The organism is Bacillus sp. OV322 (genome assembly GCF_900112495.1).
Taxonomy (GTDB): Bacteria; Bacillota; Bacilli; order Bacillales; family DSM-1321; genus Peribacillus.
The window spans coordinates 478,671-496,700 of record NZ_FOMA01000001.1; the positions used below are offsets into that span (position 1 = coordinate 478,671).

The 18,030-nt window shown below is 41.3% G+C and carries 17 protein-coding genes; 14 read left to right on the forward strand and 3 right to left on the reverse strand.

Annotated features, from left to right (window positions below; all coding sequences use genetic code 11):
* Positions 1-6 precede the first annotated feature (6 nt).
* The 3 genes from BM126_RS02400 (at position 7) to BM126_RS02410 (ending at position 5,031) form a co-directional block, all read left to right on the forward strand.
* A complete protein-coding gene (locus BM126_RS02400) occupies positions 7-1,617 on the forward strand; it encodes an aminotransferase class V-fold PLP-dependent enzyme (protein ID WP_090987820.1) in 1,611 nt (536 codons plus the stop codon).
* Positions 1,611-3,452, forward strand: coding sequence for an LTA synthase family protein (locus tag BM126_RS02405; protein WP_090987822.1), 1,842 nt, complete (start codon positions 1,611-1,613; stop codon positions 3,450-3,452). The genes BM126_RS02400 and BM126_RS02405 overlap by 7 nt, the downstream gene beginning before the upstream one ends.
* 568 nt (positions 3,453-4,020) lie before the next feature.
* Entirely contained in the window at positions 4,021-5,031 is a 1,011-nt protein-coding gene (locus BM126_RS02410) for an EAL domain-containing protein (RefSeq protein WP_090987824.1), read from the forward strand.
* Between the two features lie 90 nt (positions 5,032-5,121).
* On the opposite strand, the gene BM126_RS02415 is transcribed toward BM126_RS02410, so the two are convergent.
* Entirely contained in the window at positions 5,122-6,309 is a 1,188-nt protein-coding gene (locus tag BM126_RS02415; protein WP_256212951.1) for an FtsW/RodA/SpoVE family cell cycle protein, read from the reverse strand.
* 511 nt (positions 6,310-6,820) lie between these two features.
* On the opposite strand from BM126_RS02415, the gene BM126_RS02420 reads away from it, so the two are divergent.
* From BM126_RS02420 to BM126_RS02430, 4 genes are all read left to right on the forward strand, one after another.
* A complete protein-coding gene (locus BM126_RS02420; RefSeq protein WP_090987826.1) occupies positions 6,821-7,585 on the forward strand; it encodes a TerC family protein in 765 nt (254 codons plus the stop codon).
* 133 nt (positions 7,586-7,718) lie between these two features.
* Complete coding sequence (locus tag BM126_RS22130; protein WP_177201284.1) at positions 7,719-7,868, forward strand: hypothetical protein; 150 nt, start codon at positions 7,719-7,721, stop codon at positions 7,866-7,868.
* A gap of 4 nt (positions 7,869-7,872) precedes the next feature.
* The gene (gene sigI, locus BM126_RS02425) at positions 7,873-8,613 is read left to right on the forward strand and encodes an RNA polymerase sigma factor SigI (protein ID WP_090987828.1); all 741 of its coding nucleotides are present in this window, start codon (positions 7,873-7,875) and stop codon (positions 8,611-8,613) included.
* Positions 8,610-9,743 carry an anti-sigma factor domain-containing protein gene (locus BM126_RS02430; RefSeq protein WP_090987829.1) on the forward strand — a complete coding sequence of 378 codons (1,134 nt, stop codon included), beginning with the start codon at positions 8,610-8,612 and terminating at the stop codon, positions 9,741-9,743. The genes sigI and BM126_RS02430 overlap by 4 nt, the downstream gene beginning before the upstream one ends.
* A gap of 75 nt (positions 9,744-9,818) precedes the next feature.
* Here BM126_RS02430 and BM126_RS02435 read toward each other — a convergent pair whose 3' ends face one another.
* Entirely contained in the window at positions 9,819-10,010 is a 192-nt protein-coding gene (locus tag BM126_RS02435; protein WP_090987831.1) for an alpha/beta-type small acid-soluble spore protein, read from the reverse strand.
* A 472-nt stretch (positions 10,011-10,482) separates the two neighbouring features.
* Between BM126_RS02435 and BM126_RS02440 the strand changes: the two genes are divergently transcribed.
* From BM126_RS02440 to BM126_RS02465, 6 genes are all read left to right on the forward strand, one after another.
* Entirely contained in the window at positions 10,483-12,102 is a 1,620-nt protein-coding gene (locus BM126_RS02440; RefSeq protein WP_090987833.1) for a long-chain-fatty-acid--CoA ligase, read from the forward strand.
* A gap of 84 nt (positions 12,103-12,186) precedes the next feature.
* Entirely contained in the window at positions 12,187-13,068 is an 882-nt protein-coding gene (locus BM126_RS02445; protein ID WP_090987835.1) for a 3-hydroxyacyl-CoA dehydrogenase family protein, read from the forward strand.
* A gap of 138 nt (positions 13,069-13,206) precedes the next feature.
* On the forward strand, positions 13,207-13,614 hold the full coding sequence (locus BM126_RS02450) for an acyl-CoA thioesterase (RefSeq protein ID WP_090987837.1): 408 nt from the start codon (positions 13,207-13,209) through the stop codon (positions 13,612-13,614).
* Between the two features lie 34 nt (positions 13,615-13,648).
* The gene (locus tag BM126_RS02455; protein ID WP_090987838.1) at positions 13,649-14,425 is read left to right on the forward strand and encodes an SDR family NAD(P)-dependent oxidoreductase; all 777 of its coding nucleotides are present in this window, start codon (positions 13,649-13,651) and stop codon (positions 14,423-14,425) included.
* A gap of 14 nt (positions 14,426-14,439) precedes the next feature.
* Entirely contained in the window at positions 14,440-15,219 is a 780-nt protein-coding gene (locus BM126_RS02460) for an enoyl-CoA hydratase/isomerase family protein (protein ID WP_256212952.1), read from the forward strand.
* Between the two features lie 17 nt (positions 15,220-15,236).
* On the forward strand, positions 15,237-16,214 hold the full coding sequence (locus tag BM126_RS02465) for a quinone oxidoreductase family protein (RefSeq protein WP_090987840.1): 978 nt from the start codon (positions 15,237-15,239) through the stop codon (positions 16,212-16,214).
* Positions 16,215-16,320: 106 nt separating this feature from the next.
* Here the strand turns inward: BM126_RS02465 and BM126_RS02470 are convergent, their stop codons facing one another.
* Positions 16,321-17,007, reverse strand: a complete 687-nt coding sequence (locus BM126_RS02470; RefSeq protein WP_090987842.1) for a response regulator transcription factor — start codon at positions 17,005-17,007, stop codon at positions 16,321-16,323.
* A 121-nt stretch (positions 17,008-17,128) separates the two neighbouring features.
* On the opposite strand from BM126_RS02470, the gene BM126_RS02475 reads away from it, so the two are divergent.
* Positions 17,129-18,022 carry a R2-like ligand-binding oxidase gene (locus tag BM126_RS02475; protein WP_177201285.1) on the forward strand — a complete coding sequence of 298 codons (894 nt, stop codon included), beginning with the start codon at positions 17,129-17,131 and terminating at the stop codon, positions 18,020-18,022.
* The last annotated feature ends 8 nt before the right edge of the window (positions 18,023-18,030 follow it).

Below are 18,030 nucleotides of genomic sequence, written 5' to 3' on the forward strand. Positions count from 1 at the left end.
ACCAATATGAAATCTTCTTCGTTCATCTACAAAATTGCATCCGAACAGGATGAATTTGAACAAATTAACGAAATGAACTATCAGACTTTCGTTGAAGAAATTCCCCAGCATCAAAAGAACGGGCAATCCAGTCTCGTTGACCGTTTCCATAAAGAAAATACCTATGTGATAGCCAAACAGGGAAATATAGTTGTCGGAATGATCGCCATCAGGGCAAATCGGCCATTCTCCCTTGATGAAAAACTCGGAAATCTTGATGAATATTTACCTCAAGGATCAAAGCCATGTGAAGTTAGGCTGCTTTCAGTCAAGAAAGAATACCGTAAAAGCTATGTATTTTATAAAATGACAGATTTACTTGTATCTCATTGTCTGGAGAACCAATATAATATGGCACTTATCTCCGGTGTTGAAAAGCAGATTCCGCTTTATAAACGAATGGGCTTTGTGGCTTTTGGAAGCATGACGGGGACGGGGGATGCCAAATTCCAGCCCATGTATCTCACTAAGGAAAAATTTGAAAAATCCACAAAAGCCTATAAACGGATGATGGAACGGAAGCAGCAGGAAACAAGACAGTACAGCTTCCTGCCAGGTCCTGTTCCAGTTGGGGAGGAAATAAAGAAAGCTTTTTCCATGCCTGCAATTTCCCACCGGGCAAACAGCTTTCACAGTGACCTCCAGGAAGTGAAGGATCTGCTGGGCCATTTTTTTCAAGCAAATTTTTCAGAAATTACAGTGGGTACAGGCACACTCGCCAATGATCTTGTGGCTGCCCAGATTTCTTCTCTGAACAAGAAAGGGCTCATCTTGTCTAATGGAGAATTTGGCTGCAGGCTCATAGACCATGCTGCGAGATTTCAACTGAATTTCGATTATCTGGAAAAAGAGTGGAACATGCCGATTTCCCATGAAGAAATAAGTGATGTTTTGCAGACTAATCCAGATATCGGGTGGCTATGGACAGTACATTGTGAAACATCTACAGGTTATATGTATGATTTAGAAGCCATCCAGAAGATCTGCGATGCATACGGTGTAGAATTATGTGTGGATGCCTGCAGCTCTCTTGGGACGGTACATGCCAATCTGTCAAAGTGTTATCTTGCTTCTGCGGTCAGCGGAAAAGGACTGGGCTCATTTCCAGGACTCGCAATTGTTCTTCACAGAGAATCAATACAGCCAAATCCCAATCTCCCCCGGTATCTGGATTTGGGATTGTACCAGGAAAAGGACAGTGTGCCTTTCACTCATTCTTCTAATTTGGTAAAAGCACTGAAGGCTTCCTTACATACTCTAAATATTACGGAAAAGAAACGGTTATCTGACTTTGCCAGAAATCAATTGCAGTCAGCCGGCCTAGAAGTTTTAGGGAACTCCGATTACTCTCCGGGCATTATTACAATTGCTATCCCAGCATATCTTTCCTCCCGGGAAGTGGGGGATAGGCTTTCTGAAAAAGGTATTCTATTAAGCTATGAAAGCGAATATTTACTTAAAAAAAATTGGGTCCAGGCGGCATTTATGGGGGAACAGACTCGTGAAGCAGCATTAAATATGGTTACAGAGCTGAAGCAGCTATGCTGTAATCCAAGGGAAGAATCAGTGATATGGTGAAAGGAAGAATAAATCTGCCTCCTGAAAAACTAGTGTTTCTCGCTTTCCTTCTTCTTTGGCTGAAAACAGCCATCGTATCATTTATTGGATTCGATTTCAGTATTGTATCCTGGCTCGATGTGCTTCTTTTAATGATTAATCCAGCTGGCTCGCTTTTGCTGATGCTGGGACTGAGCTTTTATTTTGGGAGAAGGCTGAACAGGATTATCCTGATTGTCATAATGGTTTTGATAACAGGGCTTTTGTATGCAGATTTGCTTTATTACCGGTTTTACATTGATTTTGTTACAGTATCGGTTTTCTTTCAATTCAAAAATGTGGGAGGCATAGGACCAAGCACATTTGAACTGGTAAAGGCCTGGGACCTGCTTTTACTTGCAGATATCTTTTTAATCGCCTGGCTGTCTAGGCGCTGGGACATGCAGAGACTTGTGATACCTTCTATCATCAGGAAACGCTATATTGCTGCAGGTATTGCTCTTGTCCTGCTTGTAGCAGGTTTGGGGCTTTTTCAGTCCTCACGGCTATTCTCTGCTGCCTATAACCGCAGCCAGATGGTAAAAACGATAGGGCCCTACAATTATCATTTGTATGATATTGCTATGGCGCTTCGGCCCCCGCTCGACCAGGCGCTTGCAGATAAATCTGATACTGCTGCCATAAGCCAATATGTGTCATCACATAAACAAAAGCATTCAGGCCTATTCGGGATCGCAAAAGGGAAAAATATCGTGTTGATCAGCATGGAATCGACCCAAAATTTCGTGATTAACCGGAAAGTAGACGGAAAGGAGATCACCCCCTTTCTCAATAAGCTAGTGAAAAAAAGCTATTATTTTAATTCCATTTACGATCAGACTGCACAGGGAAAAACATCGGATGCGGAATTTATGGTTGATAACAGCCTTTATCCGCTATCAGGAGGATCAGTCTTTGTCAGGAGGCCGGAAAATACCTTTAATAGTCTGCCGAAAATATTAAAACAGCATGGAAACTATTATTCTGCCGTTTTTCACGGAAATGATGCAAGCTTCTGGAATAGGGAGAACATGTATGATCATCTGGGATACAATCGTTTTTTCTCAAAAAAAGATTTTACGGTGACCGAGGAAAATTCAATAAACTATGGCATCAAGGATATTCCTTTTTTTGAGCAAAGCATTCCATACCTGAAGAGCCTGCCTCAGCCCTACTATGCGAAGATGATAACATTGACCAATCATTTTCCTTTTTTGCTGAATGAAGAGGACCAGATGATATCAGCAGCAAATACCGATGAAGGTGTTGTAAATAGATACATTACTACTGTCCGGTATGAAGATGAGGCACTGCGGCACTTTTTTCAGAAGCTGAAAAAGAATGGCATGTACAAAAATACGATTTTCGTTTTATACGGAGATCATTATGGGATTTCTGAAAAATACGAAGATGCCCTGAGCACATTATTAGATGAAAAGGATACGCCGGCCAATCACACGAAATATCGCCAGGTGCCGCTTATCATCCATATTCCCGGCCAGGAAGAAAAGACTATTTCCACACTGGGAGGAGAGGTGGATATCAGGCCGACCCTGCTGGATCTGCTGGGGATTGATGACAGCAGGCATATCTCGTTCGGTCAAAATCTCTTTTCAAGAGATCCCAAACATCCTGTCATCTTCCGTAATGGCGGGTTTGCTGCCGGCAATCTGATTTATCAGGATAATATCTGCTATAATGCCAGGTCGGGTGAGGAACTGGAAAGCAAGTCCTGCGAGCCTTATCAGGATACCGTGCATAAGGAGCTTGATTTATCCGATGAAATCATTTATGGAGACCTGCTGCGTTTTAAATGAACAACTCTTGAGCCTGCGTAAAAATACGCAGGCTCTTCTTCGCTATCCTGGCAGTGATTTCTTTATAGAATTATCGAAAAGTAGGGGGGTGGAAAACCGGTTTTTCGAACCTTAAGCATGCGGAAAAAACCTTGCTGCCGGGAGATTTATCTATTCATAGACCAGATGCTGGGGTATGAAAGCAGAAAATGCTATTATTCCGGCAAGCTGGAAATCATACAGTAAATATTAATGGCTCTTTTCTTAAAGACTGTTGTTTTTTTAATTTGTTACGTGAGCCGTTCCCATTGTCAAGTCAGGTTGATTGGAGTGTAAGGTGCGACCTAAGCGGGCGAAGCTGAAGAAGGCTCACCGCTTGCGTGGAAAGCGAGCATCCTGGAGAGGAAATCAACAACTTGTTTCATAGCAGTAAAGTTTACGAAAACAGCCATATTAAAAAAGTCCCGGATTTTTAGCGTGTAAAAACAAGAATTTTAACTTTATATAGGAATAAAGTAACTGCTTTTCTGGCAATATACCAGAATCATCTGTAAAATATAATAGATAAATAAGTAATAAGGAGAATATTATGGAATACGGATGTGCAAGCTGCGGAGTTACATTTAATTTACTTAACAAAGGATATTTATATGTAAAGGGAAGCAGGGAGATACCCAGTATATTTTCTCAGGCAATGCCTTATCTGAAGGGATATGCCATTTCATTCAGCAGTGAAGCAGAATTGAGTGAATTGGTGGAGACATTGTTGTCTTCAATAGGGGACGCGAGCCTTGAAGGCAATATCATGCCTACATTAAATCAATATTACCCCGTGTATCCTCTTGGTGAAATAGCTGTGAGAATCCAGAATTACGAAATTGTAGATATGATTCAGTCTACAGAATTTACAAGTTTTTTCCAGCCTATTATCTCATTGAAGGATGATCGTTTATTTGCCTATGAATCTCTTTTGCGCGATCCAAAAGGAAGAATATCTCCTGGTGATTTATTTGAAGTTGCCCATAATGCAGGAATGCATAGCCTTTTAGATCAAAAAGCGAGGGAAACAGCAATAAGGACACGTTCTGCAAAAATACAGGATGGCATTAAAAGCTTTATTAATTTTTTGCCTTCCACCATTTATAATCCTGAATTCTGTTTGAAACATACTTTTCACAACGTTAAAAAGTATAATGTCAATCCTGATGATTTGGTTTTTGAGGTCGTTGAAACCGAAAAGATTATTGATATCGATCATCTTAAGGAAATTTTCAGAGTGTATAAAAGAGAGGGCATCCAAGTGGCGCTTGATGACTTTGGAAGCGGACATTCAACGTTGGATGTACTGATTAGGCTTGTTCCGGATTATGTGAAAGTGGACCGGTCGAAAATCATGTATTGTGACCAAAACGCTGAAAGTCAAGAATATTTAAGAGAATTAGTGAGGATTTCAAAAGAACTCGGCATCACCGTGCTTGCAGAAGGGATAGAAAGACAGGAAGAGCTGGCATTTTGCAGGGAAATTGGCATGAATCTTGCGCAAGGATATTTTTTAGGCAGGCCGCAAAGCGAACCGGAGATATTCAGCAGCATGGTGTAAATCCTTTGCTTCATACATAAAAACAGAAGGCAGGCGGATTATCCGCCTGCCTTCTGTTCGATACTGCTATAAAAGTACAGTAACTTCTATTTATTGATCGAATGGAATGATTTGCTGCACTTCTGTTTTTTGCTGAAGCAAATTCATGCGCATGACTACATTTTGCAGAATGCCTATCGACAGCATAAGAAGCAAAAGTGAAGAGCCTCCATAACTGATAAATGGAAGTGTAATCCCGGTAATTGGAATCAATCCAGTCACACCGCCTATGTTAATGCACACTTGAATTCCAATCATTGATGAAATGCCGATCAGCAGCAGGCTGCCGAAGGGGTCTTTACATCTTGCGGATAAAGTGAAGCCTCTCATCACGATGAAACCCAGGGTAAGCAAAACAAATAAAACGCCGAAAATCCCTAATTCTTCTGCAATAACAGACATAATAAAGTCTGTATGTGACTCAGGAAGGTAGCCATATTTTTGAGTACTGTTGCCAAGACCGACCCCTTTAAGACCTCCGGATCCTATCGCTAAAAGAGAATTGGCAAGCTGATATCCATCGTCCCCGGCTTTTCCTGCCCCAAAAGGATCGGTTAGCCCGTTAAACCTTGAAAGCCTCTCTTTCGAAAGAACGGACGAAAGGTTCCCGGTTACAAGCATACCGAAAGCGAATATCCCTGCGATGCCAGTACCCAGCACACCGAGCTTTCCGAGGCTCTTCCATGACATTCCTGAAGAAAGTATGATGGTACTTGAAATCGCAAGAATGATTATTGCGCTTCCATAGTCAGGCTGAAGAATGATCAAAAAACAAATTAACACCAAAAAGACAATAGGAGGAATGACAGCTTTGTCGATGTTATTGATCCGATCCTGCCTTTTCCCGTATATGGCCGATAAATAAATAATCATTGCCAGTTTGGAGAATTCGGCAGGCTGTATGGAAGTAGACCCGAATTTAATCCAGCTGGTTGCATTTCCTGCTGTGTGTCCAACAAGTGTAACCAGCAGCAGGAATAGTGACATGCCAAGCATCATAATCATAAGGAATTTTTTACTTTGATACGCCTTATAAGGAAAAATCATGGCTGCAATCATTACAATGAATGAGAAGATCATGGCTAGTTTTTGTTTTTGATAAAAGTAATCCATAGATTGTCCATAACGGGCCACTGCTGTTATCATACTTGAACTGTATACCATCACTAATCCAAATAAGCAGAGTAACACAACAGCTATGAAAATGGGGTAATCGTAAGCTTTTACTATTCTTTTCAATTGTGCTTCACCTCTGATTTTGCGTACGCTTTACATGGAACGCTTTCTTCTATAGTAACTGAAAAAGCGTACAATGATAATAGAATTCTAATCTTTTTTCAAGAACTAAATCAATAATAAATGACTATTAATTGAATGTTAAACCAGAATACCTGCTTTATTTCCGGAATTTAGGTGTGTCCTTTTGTTCGGATACATGAATTTTCCCAGGAGACAATTTTTTTGGAGAAATGAACGCGGAAATTGAGAAAAAAAACGATTGCCATTCTCCATGATTTCTTATATAATATATATAAATTAATACTGATTTCCTTTCAAAGGGGAGTAGCGTTAGGGTTCGCCCTAAAACAAAGTCGTCAATTCGTGGATGCTATATCCATCGGCTTTGTTGACATGATTTCATGTTCAGCAAGACCTTTGCCTATGTTGGCAGAGGTCTTTTTATTTTATCCGGACCGAAGTGCCAATACTGATAGGGAAAAGGAAAAATTCTTATATCGGAGGCTGGGTTATGGATGCTGCAATACTAATGGAATACGGATGGGTACTTTTGATACTTGTCGGCCTTGAAGGGATTTTGGCAGCTGATAATGCTGTGGTTATGGCTGTGATGGTCAAACATCTTCCTTCTGATCAGCAGAAAAAGGCACTTTTTTATGGTTTGCTTGGAGCATTTATTTTCCGGTTCCTAAGCTTGTTTCTAATTTCATACCTGGCAGATGTCTGGCAGGTTCAGGCGATTGGGGCTGCTTACCTGTTTTTTATCGCCGGGAAGCATATATTCAGCAGGAATCCTGCTGAAGAACAGAAAGAAATATCCAAAGAAAAGAAAAACTCGGGATTTTGGCTTACTGTATTAAAGGTTGAAGTGGCTGATATAGCTTTTGCTGTGGATTCCATGCTCGCAGCAGTGGCACTTGCAATAACTCTTCCGGAACTCGGCTGGATGAAAGTCGGGGGTATTGACGGGGGGCAATTCACCATTATGTTCCTCGGAGGGATGGCTGGTCTGATCATTATCCGATTTGCTGCCAATTCTTTTGTGAAATTACTTAAAAAAAGGCCATCTCTTGAAACAGCAGCCTTCTATATTGTAGGCTGGGTCGGTGTGAAACTGGCGGTTTTTACACTTGCACATCCGTCAATAGGAATACTTGATAAACATTTCCCGGAATCATTAGGATGGAAGCTGGTTTTCTGGATTGTTTTAATCGGGATTGCTGCCGGGGGATATATTTTTTCCAAGGAAAAAGACAGCGGTACTCAAGAAGCATAAAGGGAAACCCGGATAAGAGTCATTCTTAACCCGGGTTTTTTTTGTTGCTCTGAAAAAAGTGCCCTCATGGGTAAAGAACCCTTTTGCTTTACAAGGCTTAGTCCCCCGGCTTTTAAAAAAAGTCAGCCGGTTTATGAAGCGTATTTTTAAGAAAATGGTAAAAAAGGTCTATGAACCAGCAAACAAAATAGCGGAAATGGTTCTTTTGGTACTTTTATTCAGGCTTCATGACCCTAAGAATGGATATGTTGGCGTCTTGCAGGCGAAAACAGGAACGGGGTGAGAAGATGCTTGGCATGTTATTTGCGGCATTTAAAAAAGAACGCTCATTAGAGAATACCGTAAAAAAAATACAAGAAGGAGATATCCTCCTTCGAAATGAAGTTATCCAATCCTTTAAGCCATTCATTGCCAAAGCAGTTTCAGCCGTTTGTAAACGATACATAAGCGAGTCGGATGATGAATTCAGCATAGGCATGATTGCTTTTAATGAAGCCATAGATAAATTTACTCCTGAAAAAGGCAGTTCCCTGCTGTCTTTTGCAGATACACTTGTGAAAAGAAGAGTCATTGATTATCTCAGGAGCCAATCAAAAAATAATGAGCTGCTTATAGATGTAACGGCAGATGATGATGAATATAGCCAGTCTTTCATAGAATCAGAAAAGTCCATGCAGGAGTTTGATAAACAAAATGATTCAAAAAAACGAAAAGAAGAAATCTCTTTGTTTCAGGAGCGGTTAAGAACCTTTAATATTTCTTTTTCTGATCTTGTCAAAAATTCACCTAAACATTCTGATGCCAGGAAGGGAGCGATTGGCATAGCTCACATACTAATGGAGGATCCGGGATTAGTGAATGCGGTCTATAAGAGTAAACGCCTTCCAATCAAGCAACTGGAAAAAGTGGTTAAGGTCAGCAGAAAAACAATTGAGAGGAATCGAATTTTCATTATTGCAATGCTGATTATATTGAATGAAGATTTTTTATATCTTGGAGATTACTTGAAAGGGGCAATTGATAAATGAAAAAGGGAATAATTTTATCAATAGATCAACGTTTTATCACTCTATTGACCCCTGATGGCGAATTTTTGCGTATATTTCGCGATAAGCGTGCATATGAAGTGGGAGAGGAAATGATTTTCACGCCAGTTAAACGCCATAACAAGCATTTTCCCATTCCTTTTTCATTTATAAAAACCCCGTCTTTTGCCATTATAGCTATTCTTTTAATTACATGTATTTTTTTTCCTGTAAATGTTGGGAACAGCGTTTCAGCCTACATGACTTTCGATGTGAACCCAAGCATTGAGCTTGCCCTTGATGATCATTTACATGTCATAAATTTAAATGGACTAAATTCTGATGGAAAAAAGGTTATCAGTAAACTTCCTGACTGGAAAGACGCTGATGTAAAAGTAATAACCAGCCAGATTATCAGGACCACCAACCGCCTTGGATATTTTTCGGATAATAAACAGATTGTTGTTTCTACTACAATTCTTAATAGAAATAAAGAGCTTGATAAACGTTTAGATAAAGACTTGGAGGAGGTATCTAAGGATACAGAAGTACCTGATACGAAAATGAAGGTAATCGCGGCTACAGAGAAAGATAGAAAGAAAGCCAAAAAACAGGGCATTTCAACAGGCAGGTTCATAGAGGGCGAAAAGGAAAAAACAGAAAGCAAAAGGATAATGAAGCAGGATGAACCAATAAAAAGGCGGAACACAAGCGGAACAACAAGCAAACAGCACACAGTCCATAAACAAGTTCAAAAACCAATAAAGAAATTAAAGAATAAGTCCTCTGTAAAGGCTGTGTATCCAAAAATATCAAATAGGAAAACACACACTGCTTTTTCACAAAAAGCGGGTATTAAACACAGGAAGAAATATCACACTGCCCCCCGTTTAAAAAAACATGCTGCCGTTTTGAAAAGAACGACAATAACTGCAGCTTATAAAAAAAAGAATCACAGCCATCCTTTCAAGCCAAGAAAGCATGATCAGCATAAGCACGAGCGTACACATTCCTATCACAACCTGCACAGCAATAAAGAATGGGAAAGATCCAGGGGCCATCAATGGAAACATTCCAACAAGAGGGGGGAAATGCCAATTAATAAAAGAAATAAAGCCAAGGACCCGGCATAGCCGGACCCTATAATAGCTTAAGCAAATGTTTGCTTATATATTTTAAAAAATTCCATCATATATTTAATTTTTTGCTTAATCTCTATTCAGCTGAGCTTGTGCTTGCTGCACAAGACGTTTAGTGATTTCTCCGCCCACAGATCCATTGGAGCGTGATACGGTGTCTGATCCTAATGTTACGCCGAATTCCTGGGCAATTTCATACTTGATTTGATCTAATGCCTGCTCGATCCCTGGAACCAGCAGCTTATTTCTGCTATTCGCCACTAGAATAATCCCCCTTCTTTATTTCTTTTGCAGCCATTTTCCGGCTGTAAATTTAGTATGGGCGGGATTTTTTTTTTTATAGATAATTACGGTCATTTTGTAATGGAAGCATAGGCTATAATTGCAAATATCCGATGAGCTGGTCTCGATTAACAGCAGAGAACTGGTGCTGCATGTAATGATTCATATCTCTATAATCATGGCTCTGAACGGACAGAATGTTTTTTGAATTTTCGGTTAAATAGTTGAAATATATAAAGAAAGACGTATACTTAAACTTAATACTGACCGGTTGGTTAGTTGAAATTTGACTGTTATACCGTACCATATGGAGGTGAAAGGAGGATTTATTTGTAAGCGCATTCAAACTGCGATGCCACCTTAAAAATATGACCGTATAAACATTGGCATTTTTTCCTGAAACACTTTTTTACCTTGAATTTCATTGAATGAAGATATTGGAGGGAACTTGATGAAAGAAAAAGTGTGGCTGTCCGTATATCCTGAATCAATCAGCAAAGAAATTGAAATTCCTGACAAAACTCTGCCCCAAATCCTTCAAGAAACAGCACAGCAATTTCCCCATAACAATGCAATTACTTTTTACAGCAGCAAAATGAACTACCATGAATTAAATCATGCAGCGCTCACCTTTGCAGAGGCCCTGCAGACACAGGGAATCAAAAAAGGCGACAGGGTTGCAATCATGCTGCCGAACTGCCCCCAGTATGTCATAGCTTATTATGGAATTCTTTCGGCAGGCGCCATCATTACACAGGTGAATCCCATGTCTGTATCCCGTGAACTGGAGTATATTCTTAATGACTCCGGAGCCGAGATGATTGTCGTGCTGGATGATCTTTATCAAAGGGTAAAAGAAGTGCAGCCGCGTACAGCTATTAAGAAGGCCGTCGCTGTATCACTTGGTGCTCCTGCCAAATTGGCTGAGGAAGACATCACATTTGAGGCTTTTTTAAAAAAGGGAAGCGGACAGCCTGATGTACCCGAAATTGATACAGAACATGACATTGCCGTTCTGCAATACACGGGCGGAACTACAGGGCTCTCTAAGGGAGCAATGCTCACTCATAGAAATATACTGGCCAATGTGATCCAGTCCTATGAATTTTTCAAGCAGGAAATAGAATTGGGCAAAGAAAGATTCTTGACAGTCATCCCATTATTTCATGTGTTTGGCATGAGCTCTGCCATGAACTTTGCTGTATACACAGCAGGTGATTCAATCATGCTTCCGCGCTTTCAGCTCGAAGAAGTATTACATACAATCAAGCAGGAACAGCCGACCATTTTCCCGGGAGTGCCGACGATGTATGTGGCAATTAACAGCCACCCGAATGCAGAGGAATTCGGGATAAATTCAATCAGGGTCTGCAATAGCGGAAGCGCACCGATGCCTTTAGAGCTTCTGAGAGAATACGAAAAGAAAACCGGCTCTAAGATTTTGGAGGGATATGGATTGTCTGAAGCATCTCCTGTAACACATTGCAATCCGATGTTTGCCAAACGAAAACCTGGGAGCGTAGGCATAGGAGTTCCGTCCACACAATATAAAATCGTCGATTTGGCAGCTGGCACAGATGAAGTGGAAGCTGGAGAGCTGGGAGAATTGATTGTAAAAGGCCCTCAAATTATGAAGGGATATTGGAATATGCCACAGGAAACAGCGGCTGCCCTTAAGGATGGATGGCTGTATACAGGAGACATAGCGAAGATGGATGAAGAGGGTTACTTATATATTGTCGATCGTAAAAAAGATCTGATCATAGCGAGCGGCTATAACATTTATCCACGGGACGTAGAGGAAGTCATTTATGAACATCCCTCTGTCAAGGAAGCTGTGGTGATAGGAATTCCAGATAAATATAGAGGGGAAAGCGTAAAGGCAATCATCGTACTTAAGGATGGAAAAACGGTTTCAGAAGATGAAATCAGTCATTTTTGCCGCGAAAATCTGGCCGCTTATAAAGTTCCGCATTTTATTGAATTCAGAAAAGAGCTGCCAAAGACGAATGTAGGAAAAATTCTGCGAAGGGCATTAAGGGAAGAAGCACAGTCACAAATAAGCAGGTGATCTTTGGAGATGATTATCATGCCTGCTTACCATCCGGATTGATGATTTTAAAAACACTGGATGTATGCAGAAGGAGGAGAAACGATGAAAAAAATCGAAAGAATTTCTGTGATCGGGGCAGGGCAGATGGGCCATCAGATTGCCATGCTGTCAGCACTTGCTGGATACGAGACGATTCTTCAGGATGTAGAAGAAAAAGCCTTGAAAAGTGCTGAAGAAAAGCTGCACAGCATTTTAGATAAATGGGCGGCAAAAGGGAAGATAAAGGATGATGAAAAAATGGCAGCGTTTCACCGGCTGCAATATTCAACAAGCATGGAAAAGGCTGCAGAAAAAGCGGACATGGTGATTGAAGCGGTAGTTGAAAAGCTCGATGTTAAAAAGGTGGTTTTTGCCGAGCTGGACAAACTGGCCCCTAGAGACACCATACTCGCTACAAACAGCTCTACCATTGTAAATAGTCTGCTTGCAGAGGCAACAGGCAGACCGGATAAAGCAGTGAATATGCATTTCTTTTTCCCCCCGCTTATCATGGAATGCGTGGAAGTGGTCATGAGTGAAAAAACATCTAAAGAAACAGCTGATGCGGCCATGGAAGTGACTAAAAAGATGAATAAAACTGGTGTTCTTCTTCAAAAAGAAATATCCGGGTTCGTTGCAAACCGCATACTTGGCGCACTTCAAAGAGAAGCCGTTTATTTATATGAAGAAGGAATTGCTGATTTCAGGGACATTGACCTTATTTGCAGGAAAGCCCTGAACCACCCGATCGGGCCTTTTGAATTAATGGACCTTTCAGGAATAGATGTGGGCTATTTTGTTATGCAGCAAAGATATGCAGAAACGGGGCGGCCAGAAGACAAACCATTTGCATGCTTGGAGGAAAAGATGGCACAGGGGCATTTGGGAAGAAAAACCGGTAAGGGCTGGTACGAGTACGGTGCAAAAGAATCGGCAGCAAAATAAGATCGGCTGAAATACACGGTTTTAAATTAAGCTGATGAAAAACCAAAAGACATTAAGGATTTTGCGCTATATAGGTTCGGAGATGAGCGGCCCGCACTTAATGTTAATAAAGCAGAAAAAGTGCCAAGGAGGGAAAGTATGCGGGATATAGAGGTGAATGTAAGATTTTGTGAAACAGATGCACTCGGTCATATAAATAACACAAGCTATTTTATTTATCTTGAAGAAGCAAGAATCAAGTTTTTTGAAAGCTTAGGCTACAAAATGGATGCGAATCATTGGAATTTCATATTAGCATCTGCCCATTGTGATTTTATTAACCAGGGCTACTTTAATCAGCTGCTGACCATTACCACGTATGTAACGGAAATAGGGAATAAAAGCTTTGAGATTTCACATGACATTCTTTGTTCGCAAACAAAGCAGCTGATCGCGAAGGGAAAAGCGGTTATGGTTTACTTTAATTTTGACGAGCAAAAAAGCGAAAAGCTTCCGGAAGCGCTGAGGGAAAACCTGTCCCTTTATATAAAGGCTCCTTCTTTATAAACAAAAAAATACTAAGCCCCTAAGGATGATTATGATGAGATTTCAGCAATCAATTGCATTGGTTACAGGAGCAGGCACTGGTATTGGCAAAGCTGCTGCATTAAGGCTTGCGAGTGAAGGTGCCAGGGTAATTCTGACAGGCAGGACGAGACAGACGCTCGAGGAAACAGCACGTGAAATAAACGATGGAAAAGAAAGGAAAGCTGAGATTTTCTGTGCTGATGTGACGAATGAGAAAGATATTCTTACCTTAACGAATTATATTAAAGAAGCATTTGGAGACTTGCAGATTTTAATCAATAACGCAGGAGGATCCAAGCAGACAAACATTCTTGAAACCACAGAAAGAGAGTGGGACATGGTTCAGAATGTGAATTTGAAAAGTGTTTTTCTGGTATCTAAGCATATTGGCAGGCTGATGTACGAGTCAGCAGAAAAAAGCGGCACACCCTGGAAAAACAGGGCTATAGTGAATGTGGCTTCGTTATCCGGCCACCAGGCTGGGGCTAATATCCCGCACTACAGCGCAGCTAAAGCAGGTGTTATGAATTTAACTAAATCGCTCGCATTTGAACTTGCTCCTGCTGGCATCCGCGTCAATTCAGTTTCACCAGGATTCGTTGAAACTCCTCTTACTGAAGAGGGCCTTTTGAATGAGCATTTTCAGAAATCAATTAAGAGGAATACAGCTTTAAAGCGGGTTGCCAAACCTGAGGAAATTGCCAATGTCATAGCTTTTGCAGCTTCAAATGAAGCATCCTATATGACGGGCAGCGATATTTTGGTGGACGGCGGCTGGCTGATCATGTAAGAGGAGGGAAATTGGTGGAAAATGAAGATATCTTAGTGAATATTAAGGATGGCGTGATGCATGTCACACTGAATCGTCCGGAGAGCCTGAATTCATTCAGCCCTGATATGATATCTGGTTTGTCACAGGCAATTAGTGATGCACAGGAAAGTACGGAAGTGAAAGTTATGATTGTATCAGGAGCAGGCAGGTCTTTTTCTGCAGGCGGAGATGTGAAGACGATGGGGCAGGCCACAGCATTGGAGACATATGAGCATATTGGCAAGCTCAATCAGTGCATTGCTGCCATACAGAATTCAAAGGTTCTCATTATTGCAGCAGTTCATGGATATGCTGCTGGAGCGGGATTCAACCTGGCACTTGCCTGCGATTTGATTGTAGCCGAAGAAGGCAGTAAATTTGCCATGAGCTTTTCACAGGTAGGCCTTGTTTCTGACGGAGGAGGATCATATTTCCTGCCCCGTCTTACAGGACCTTACCTTGCTAAGCAGCTCTTCTTCAGCGGTGAGCCTATGGCAGCCCATCGGCTTTATGAACTTGGAATATTGCATTCAGTTGTGCCTGCAGGACAATTGAAGGAAGCAGCAGCAAATCTCGCTGTGAAATTGGCGCAAGGTCCTGGAATAGCCTACGCAAAGATGAAACAGCTGATACATCAGTCATATACGTCAAGTCTAGAAGAAATGTTAGAGCAAGAAAGGCTGACCCAAACTTTAATGATTGCTACAGAAGATCATTTAGAGGGCATTTGTGCTTTTAAGGAAAAAAGAAAACCTGTGTTTAAGGGCAAATAAGGACAAAGGGGTGTTTTATGAAAGCTATTCAAATTAGTAAGTATGGCGGACCGGATGTGCTAGAGCTGATTGATATGGAAAAACCCGTACCTGCTCCAGATGAAGTCCTCATTGAAATACATGCGTCTGGAGTGAATTATGCGGATACCGCACGAAGAGAAGGCCAGTACGTCGTGCCAACTCCGCTTCCTTTTATACCAGGAGCGGAAACGGCAGGCATCATATCGGAAGCGGGAGCCAGTGTAAGCAGTGATTTGAAGCCTGGAACCAGGGTAGTGTGCCTTGTGGATTCAGGCGGCTATTCGGAATATGTCCGGGTTCATGCAGCCTCTGTCATTCCAATCCCGGATGATATGGATTATCAGACTGCAGCCTCGATACCGCTTCAGGGGTTAAGTGCTTACCATATCCTTAAAACAATGGGACGTGTGCAGAAGGGAGAAACAGTCCTTATACATGCTGCTGCAGGAGGTGTCGGTCTCCTGGCCGTTCAGCTGGCAAAAATATTCGGGGCGGGCAAGGTTATCGCAACTGCAAGTTCGCCAGAAAAATTAAAGCTTGCAGAGGATATGGGAGCGGATGTGCTTATTGACTATACGGCGGAAGGATGGGAAGAGAGGGTTTTAGAGGCAGCAGAGAAAGGCGTCGATGTGGCCCTGGAAATGGCTGGAGGCAGCGTATTCAAAAAGACACTAAGATGCCTGGCACCATTCGGCAGGATTATTGTTTACGGAAATGCCAGCGGAGAGCAATATAAAATGAATCCTCAAATACTGATGCGAAGAAATCAATCCGTAATGGGGTTTTTTCTGCCGCAAATTATGAAAAAGCCTGAGCTTCTTCAATCAAGCATTAATGAATTGTTTGCCTATGTGAATGATGGCAGGCTGAAATTATCTATTGGCGGAGTGTATCCTCTCGATCAGGCTGCAAAGGTACATAAAGACCTGCAATCACGCCTGACAAAAGGCAAGCTGATATTAAGCATAAAATAAACGAAAGCCTGCAGGTTTCTCAATGGATCTGCAGGCTTTCGTTTTATTTAAATTCGTCTCAAAGCTGTACAATTTCCAATTTCACCATCCATCATTTTGCAGCTCCTCACTTTAATATTCCCTTTCTGAATCCCTCAGCGACAGCTTGAGACCTGTGCTTCACTCCTAATTTTCTGTTCACTGAAGAAAAGTAATCCCTAACCGTGAACTCGCTGATTTTCATGAAGGAAGCCATCTCTTTTAGTGAATAACCATCGGCAAGATGCTGAAGGACTTCTGTTTCCCTTCTGCTGAGCAGCAAAGTGGTGTGAGCAGAGGCTTTGATGTTTTCGGCTGCATGCTGAAAATACAGGTACAGCTGTTTCATATACATGTTTAAAATAGGGGCATCTCCTGTATATCTGTCCATGAATACACATCCTACCACAATGTTAATTCTGCTGATCGGGACAATAGCCAGGGAGGTTAAATCAAATTGCCGGATATACTTTTCAGGAAAAGAACTATTGTTTTTCCGGGTGTCAATAAAGAGTGGCTCATTGTTCATAACAGCAAGATAAACGGATGGAATTGAGCGTATGTCCTCTTTAATCCAATCCATATTGTTTACCCTGTTATTTTCCACCTGGAAAATTCCTTCTCCGATGTAATTTAGCAGAGAGAAAGTAAAGATTGAAGCTCGTTCGAATGGAAAAAAAAGCAAGGAACCCCGTACAATCATTTCTGTTCGTTTTTTTAAATCATGAATGGACGAAACTTCTTTCAAATAATTACTTACTTTATTATCCAGCATTCGACTTTTTTCACCCCTATATTTTCAGATATTTAAGGTTTGTCACATTCATCGTACAATAATATGTAAGCCCTTACAATAATTAGCGTGTTTAATGGTTTGAATGGAAGGAGGAAGCAGAATGAATGAAAAAAGAAGGATGATCACCACTAGCAACAGAGGATTGCAGGAGGATTCATTTCCATACCGCCTTTATCAAAAAGCAAAGAGGTTTGGCATCTGGAATCCTTCTGACATAGACTTTTCACAGGATAAAGAGGATTGGCGAACTTTAAACAAGGAACAGAAAAATGAGATATTGAGGCTGATCTCGCAATTTCAAGCGGGAGAAGAAGCAGTTACACTTGATCTGCTTCCGCTTATGTTTGTCATTGCAAAAGAAGGGCGACTGGAAGAGGAAATGTACTTAACGACTTTCTTATATGAAGAAGCGAAGCATACTGAGTTTTTCAGGCTGGTTCTAAATACTCTGGGAGAATACGATGATTTATCGCTGTTCCATTCAGAAACCTATCACAAAATCTTTGGCGAAATACTGCCGCAGTCTATGGAACGGCTTATTACGGATTCATCTCCAGAAGCCATTGCTGAAGCTTCAACTGTTTATAACATGTTTGTAGAAGGTGTTCTGGCAGAAACGGGATATTTTTCTTTTTATCAATCCTTGGAAAAAGCCGGAATCATGCCGGGACTGCTAAAAGGGATTTCTTATTTGCAAAAAGACGAATCAAGACATATCGGCTACGGAACCTACCTGCTTCAGCGCCTGATCAGTGAGCATCCGCATCTGTATGAGTGTATTGCCGGCAAGATGGAGGAATTAACTCCATTAGCAATAAAGCTTAATCAGGAAGGATTCAGCCAAAACGTGAGTACATTCGGCAACTCGGCGGAAGACACAATGAATTTCACCATGAAGCAGCTCTCTGTCCGAATGGAGATCCTCTCAAGGGCAAGAGGGAAAAAAACCGAAGAAATCTTCAGGGTGCAGGAAAATGAGTTAGGCGTATTTTAAGGAAGATG

Coding starts and splice junctions, on each gene's coding strand:
- BM126_RS02400 (WP_090987820.1), top strand. CDS start 7: ATGAAATCTTCTTCGTTCATCTACAAAATTGCATCCGAACAGGATGAA.
- BM126_RS02405 (WP_090987822.1), top strand. CDS start 1,611: ATGGTGAAAGGAAGAATAAATCTGCCTCCTGAAAAACTAGTGTTTCTC.
- BM126_RS02410 (WP_090987824.1), top strand. CDS start 4,021: ATGGAATACGGATGTGCAAGCTGCGGAGTTACATTTAATTTACTTAAC.
- BM126_RS02420 (WP_090987826.1), top strand. CDS start 6,821: ATGGATGCTGCAATACTAATGGAATACGGATGGGTACTTTTGATACTT.
- BM126_RS22130 (WP_177201284.1), top strand. CDS start 7,719: ATGAAGCGTATTTTTAAGAAAATGGTAAAAAAGGTCTATGAACCAGCA.
- sigI (WP_090987828.1), top strand. CDS start 7,873: ATGCTTGGCATGTTATTTGCGGCATTTAAAAAAGAACGCTCATTAGAG.
- BM126_RS02430 (WP_090987829.1), top strand. CDS start 8,610: ATGAAAAAGGGAATAATTTTATCAATAGATCAACGTTTTATCACTCTA.
- BM126_RS02440 (WP_090987833.1), top strand. CDS start 10,483: ATGAAAGAAAAAGTGTGGCTGTCCGTATATCCTGAATCAATCAGCAAA.
- BM126_RS02445 (WP_090987835.1), top strand. CDS start 12,187: ATGAAAAAAATCGAAAGAATTTCTGTGATCGGGGCAGGGCAGATGGGC.
- BM126_RS02450 (WP_090987837.1), top strand. CDS start 13,207: ATGCGGGATATAGAGGTGAATGTAAGATTTTGTGAAACAGATGCACTC.
- BM126_RS02455 (WP_090987838.1), top strand. CDS start 13,649: ATGAGATTTCAGCAATCAATTGCATTGGTTACAGGAGCAGGCACTGGT.
- BM126_RS02465 (WP_090987840.1), top strand. CDS start 15,237: ATGAAAGCTATTCAAATTAGTAAGTATGGCGGACCGGATGTGCTAGAG.
- BM126_RS02470 (WP_090987842.1), bottom strand. CDS start 17,007: ATGCTGGATAATAAAGTAAGTAATTATTTGAAAGAAGTTTCGTCCATT.
- BM126_RS02475 (WP_177201285.1), top strand. CDS start 17,129: ATGAATGAAAAAAGAAGGATGATCACCACTAGCAACAGAGGATTGCAG.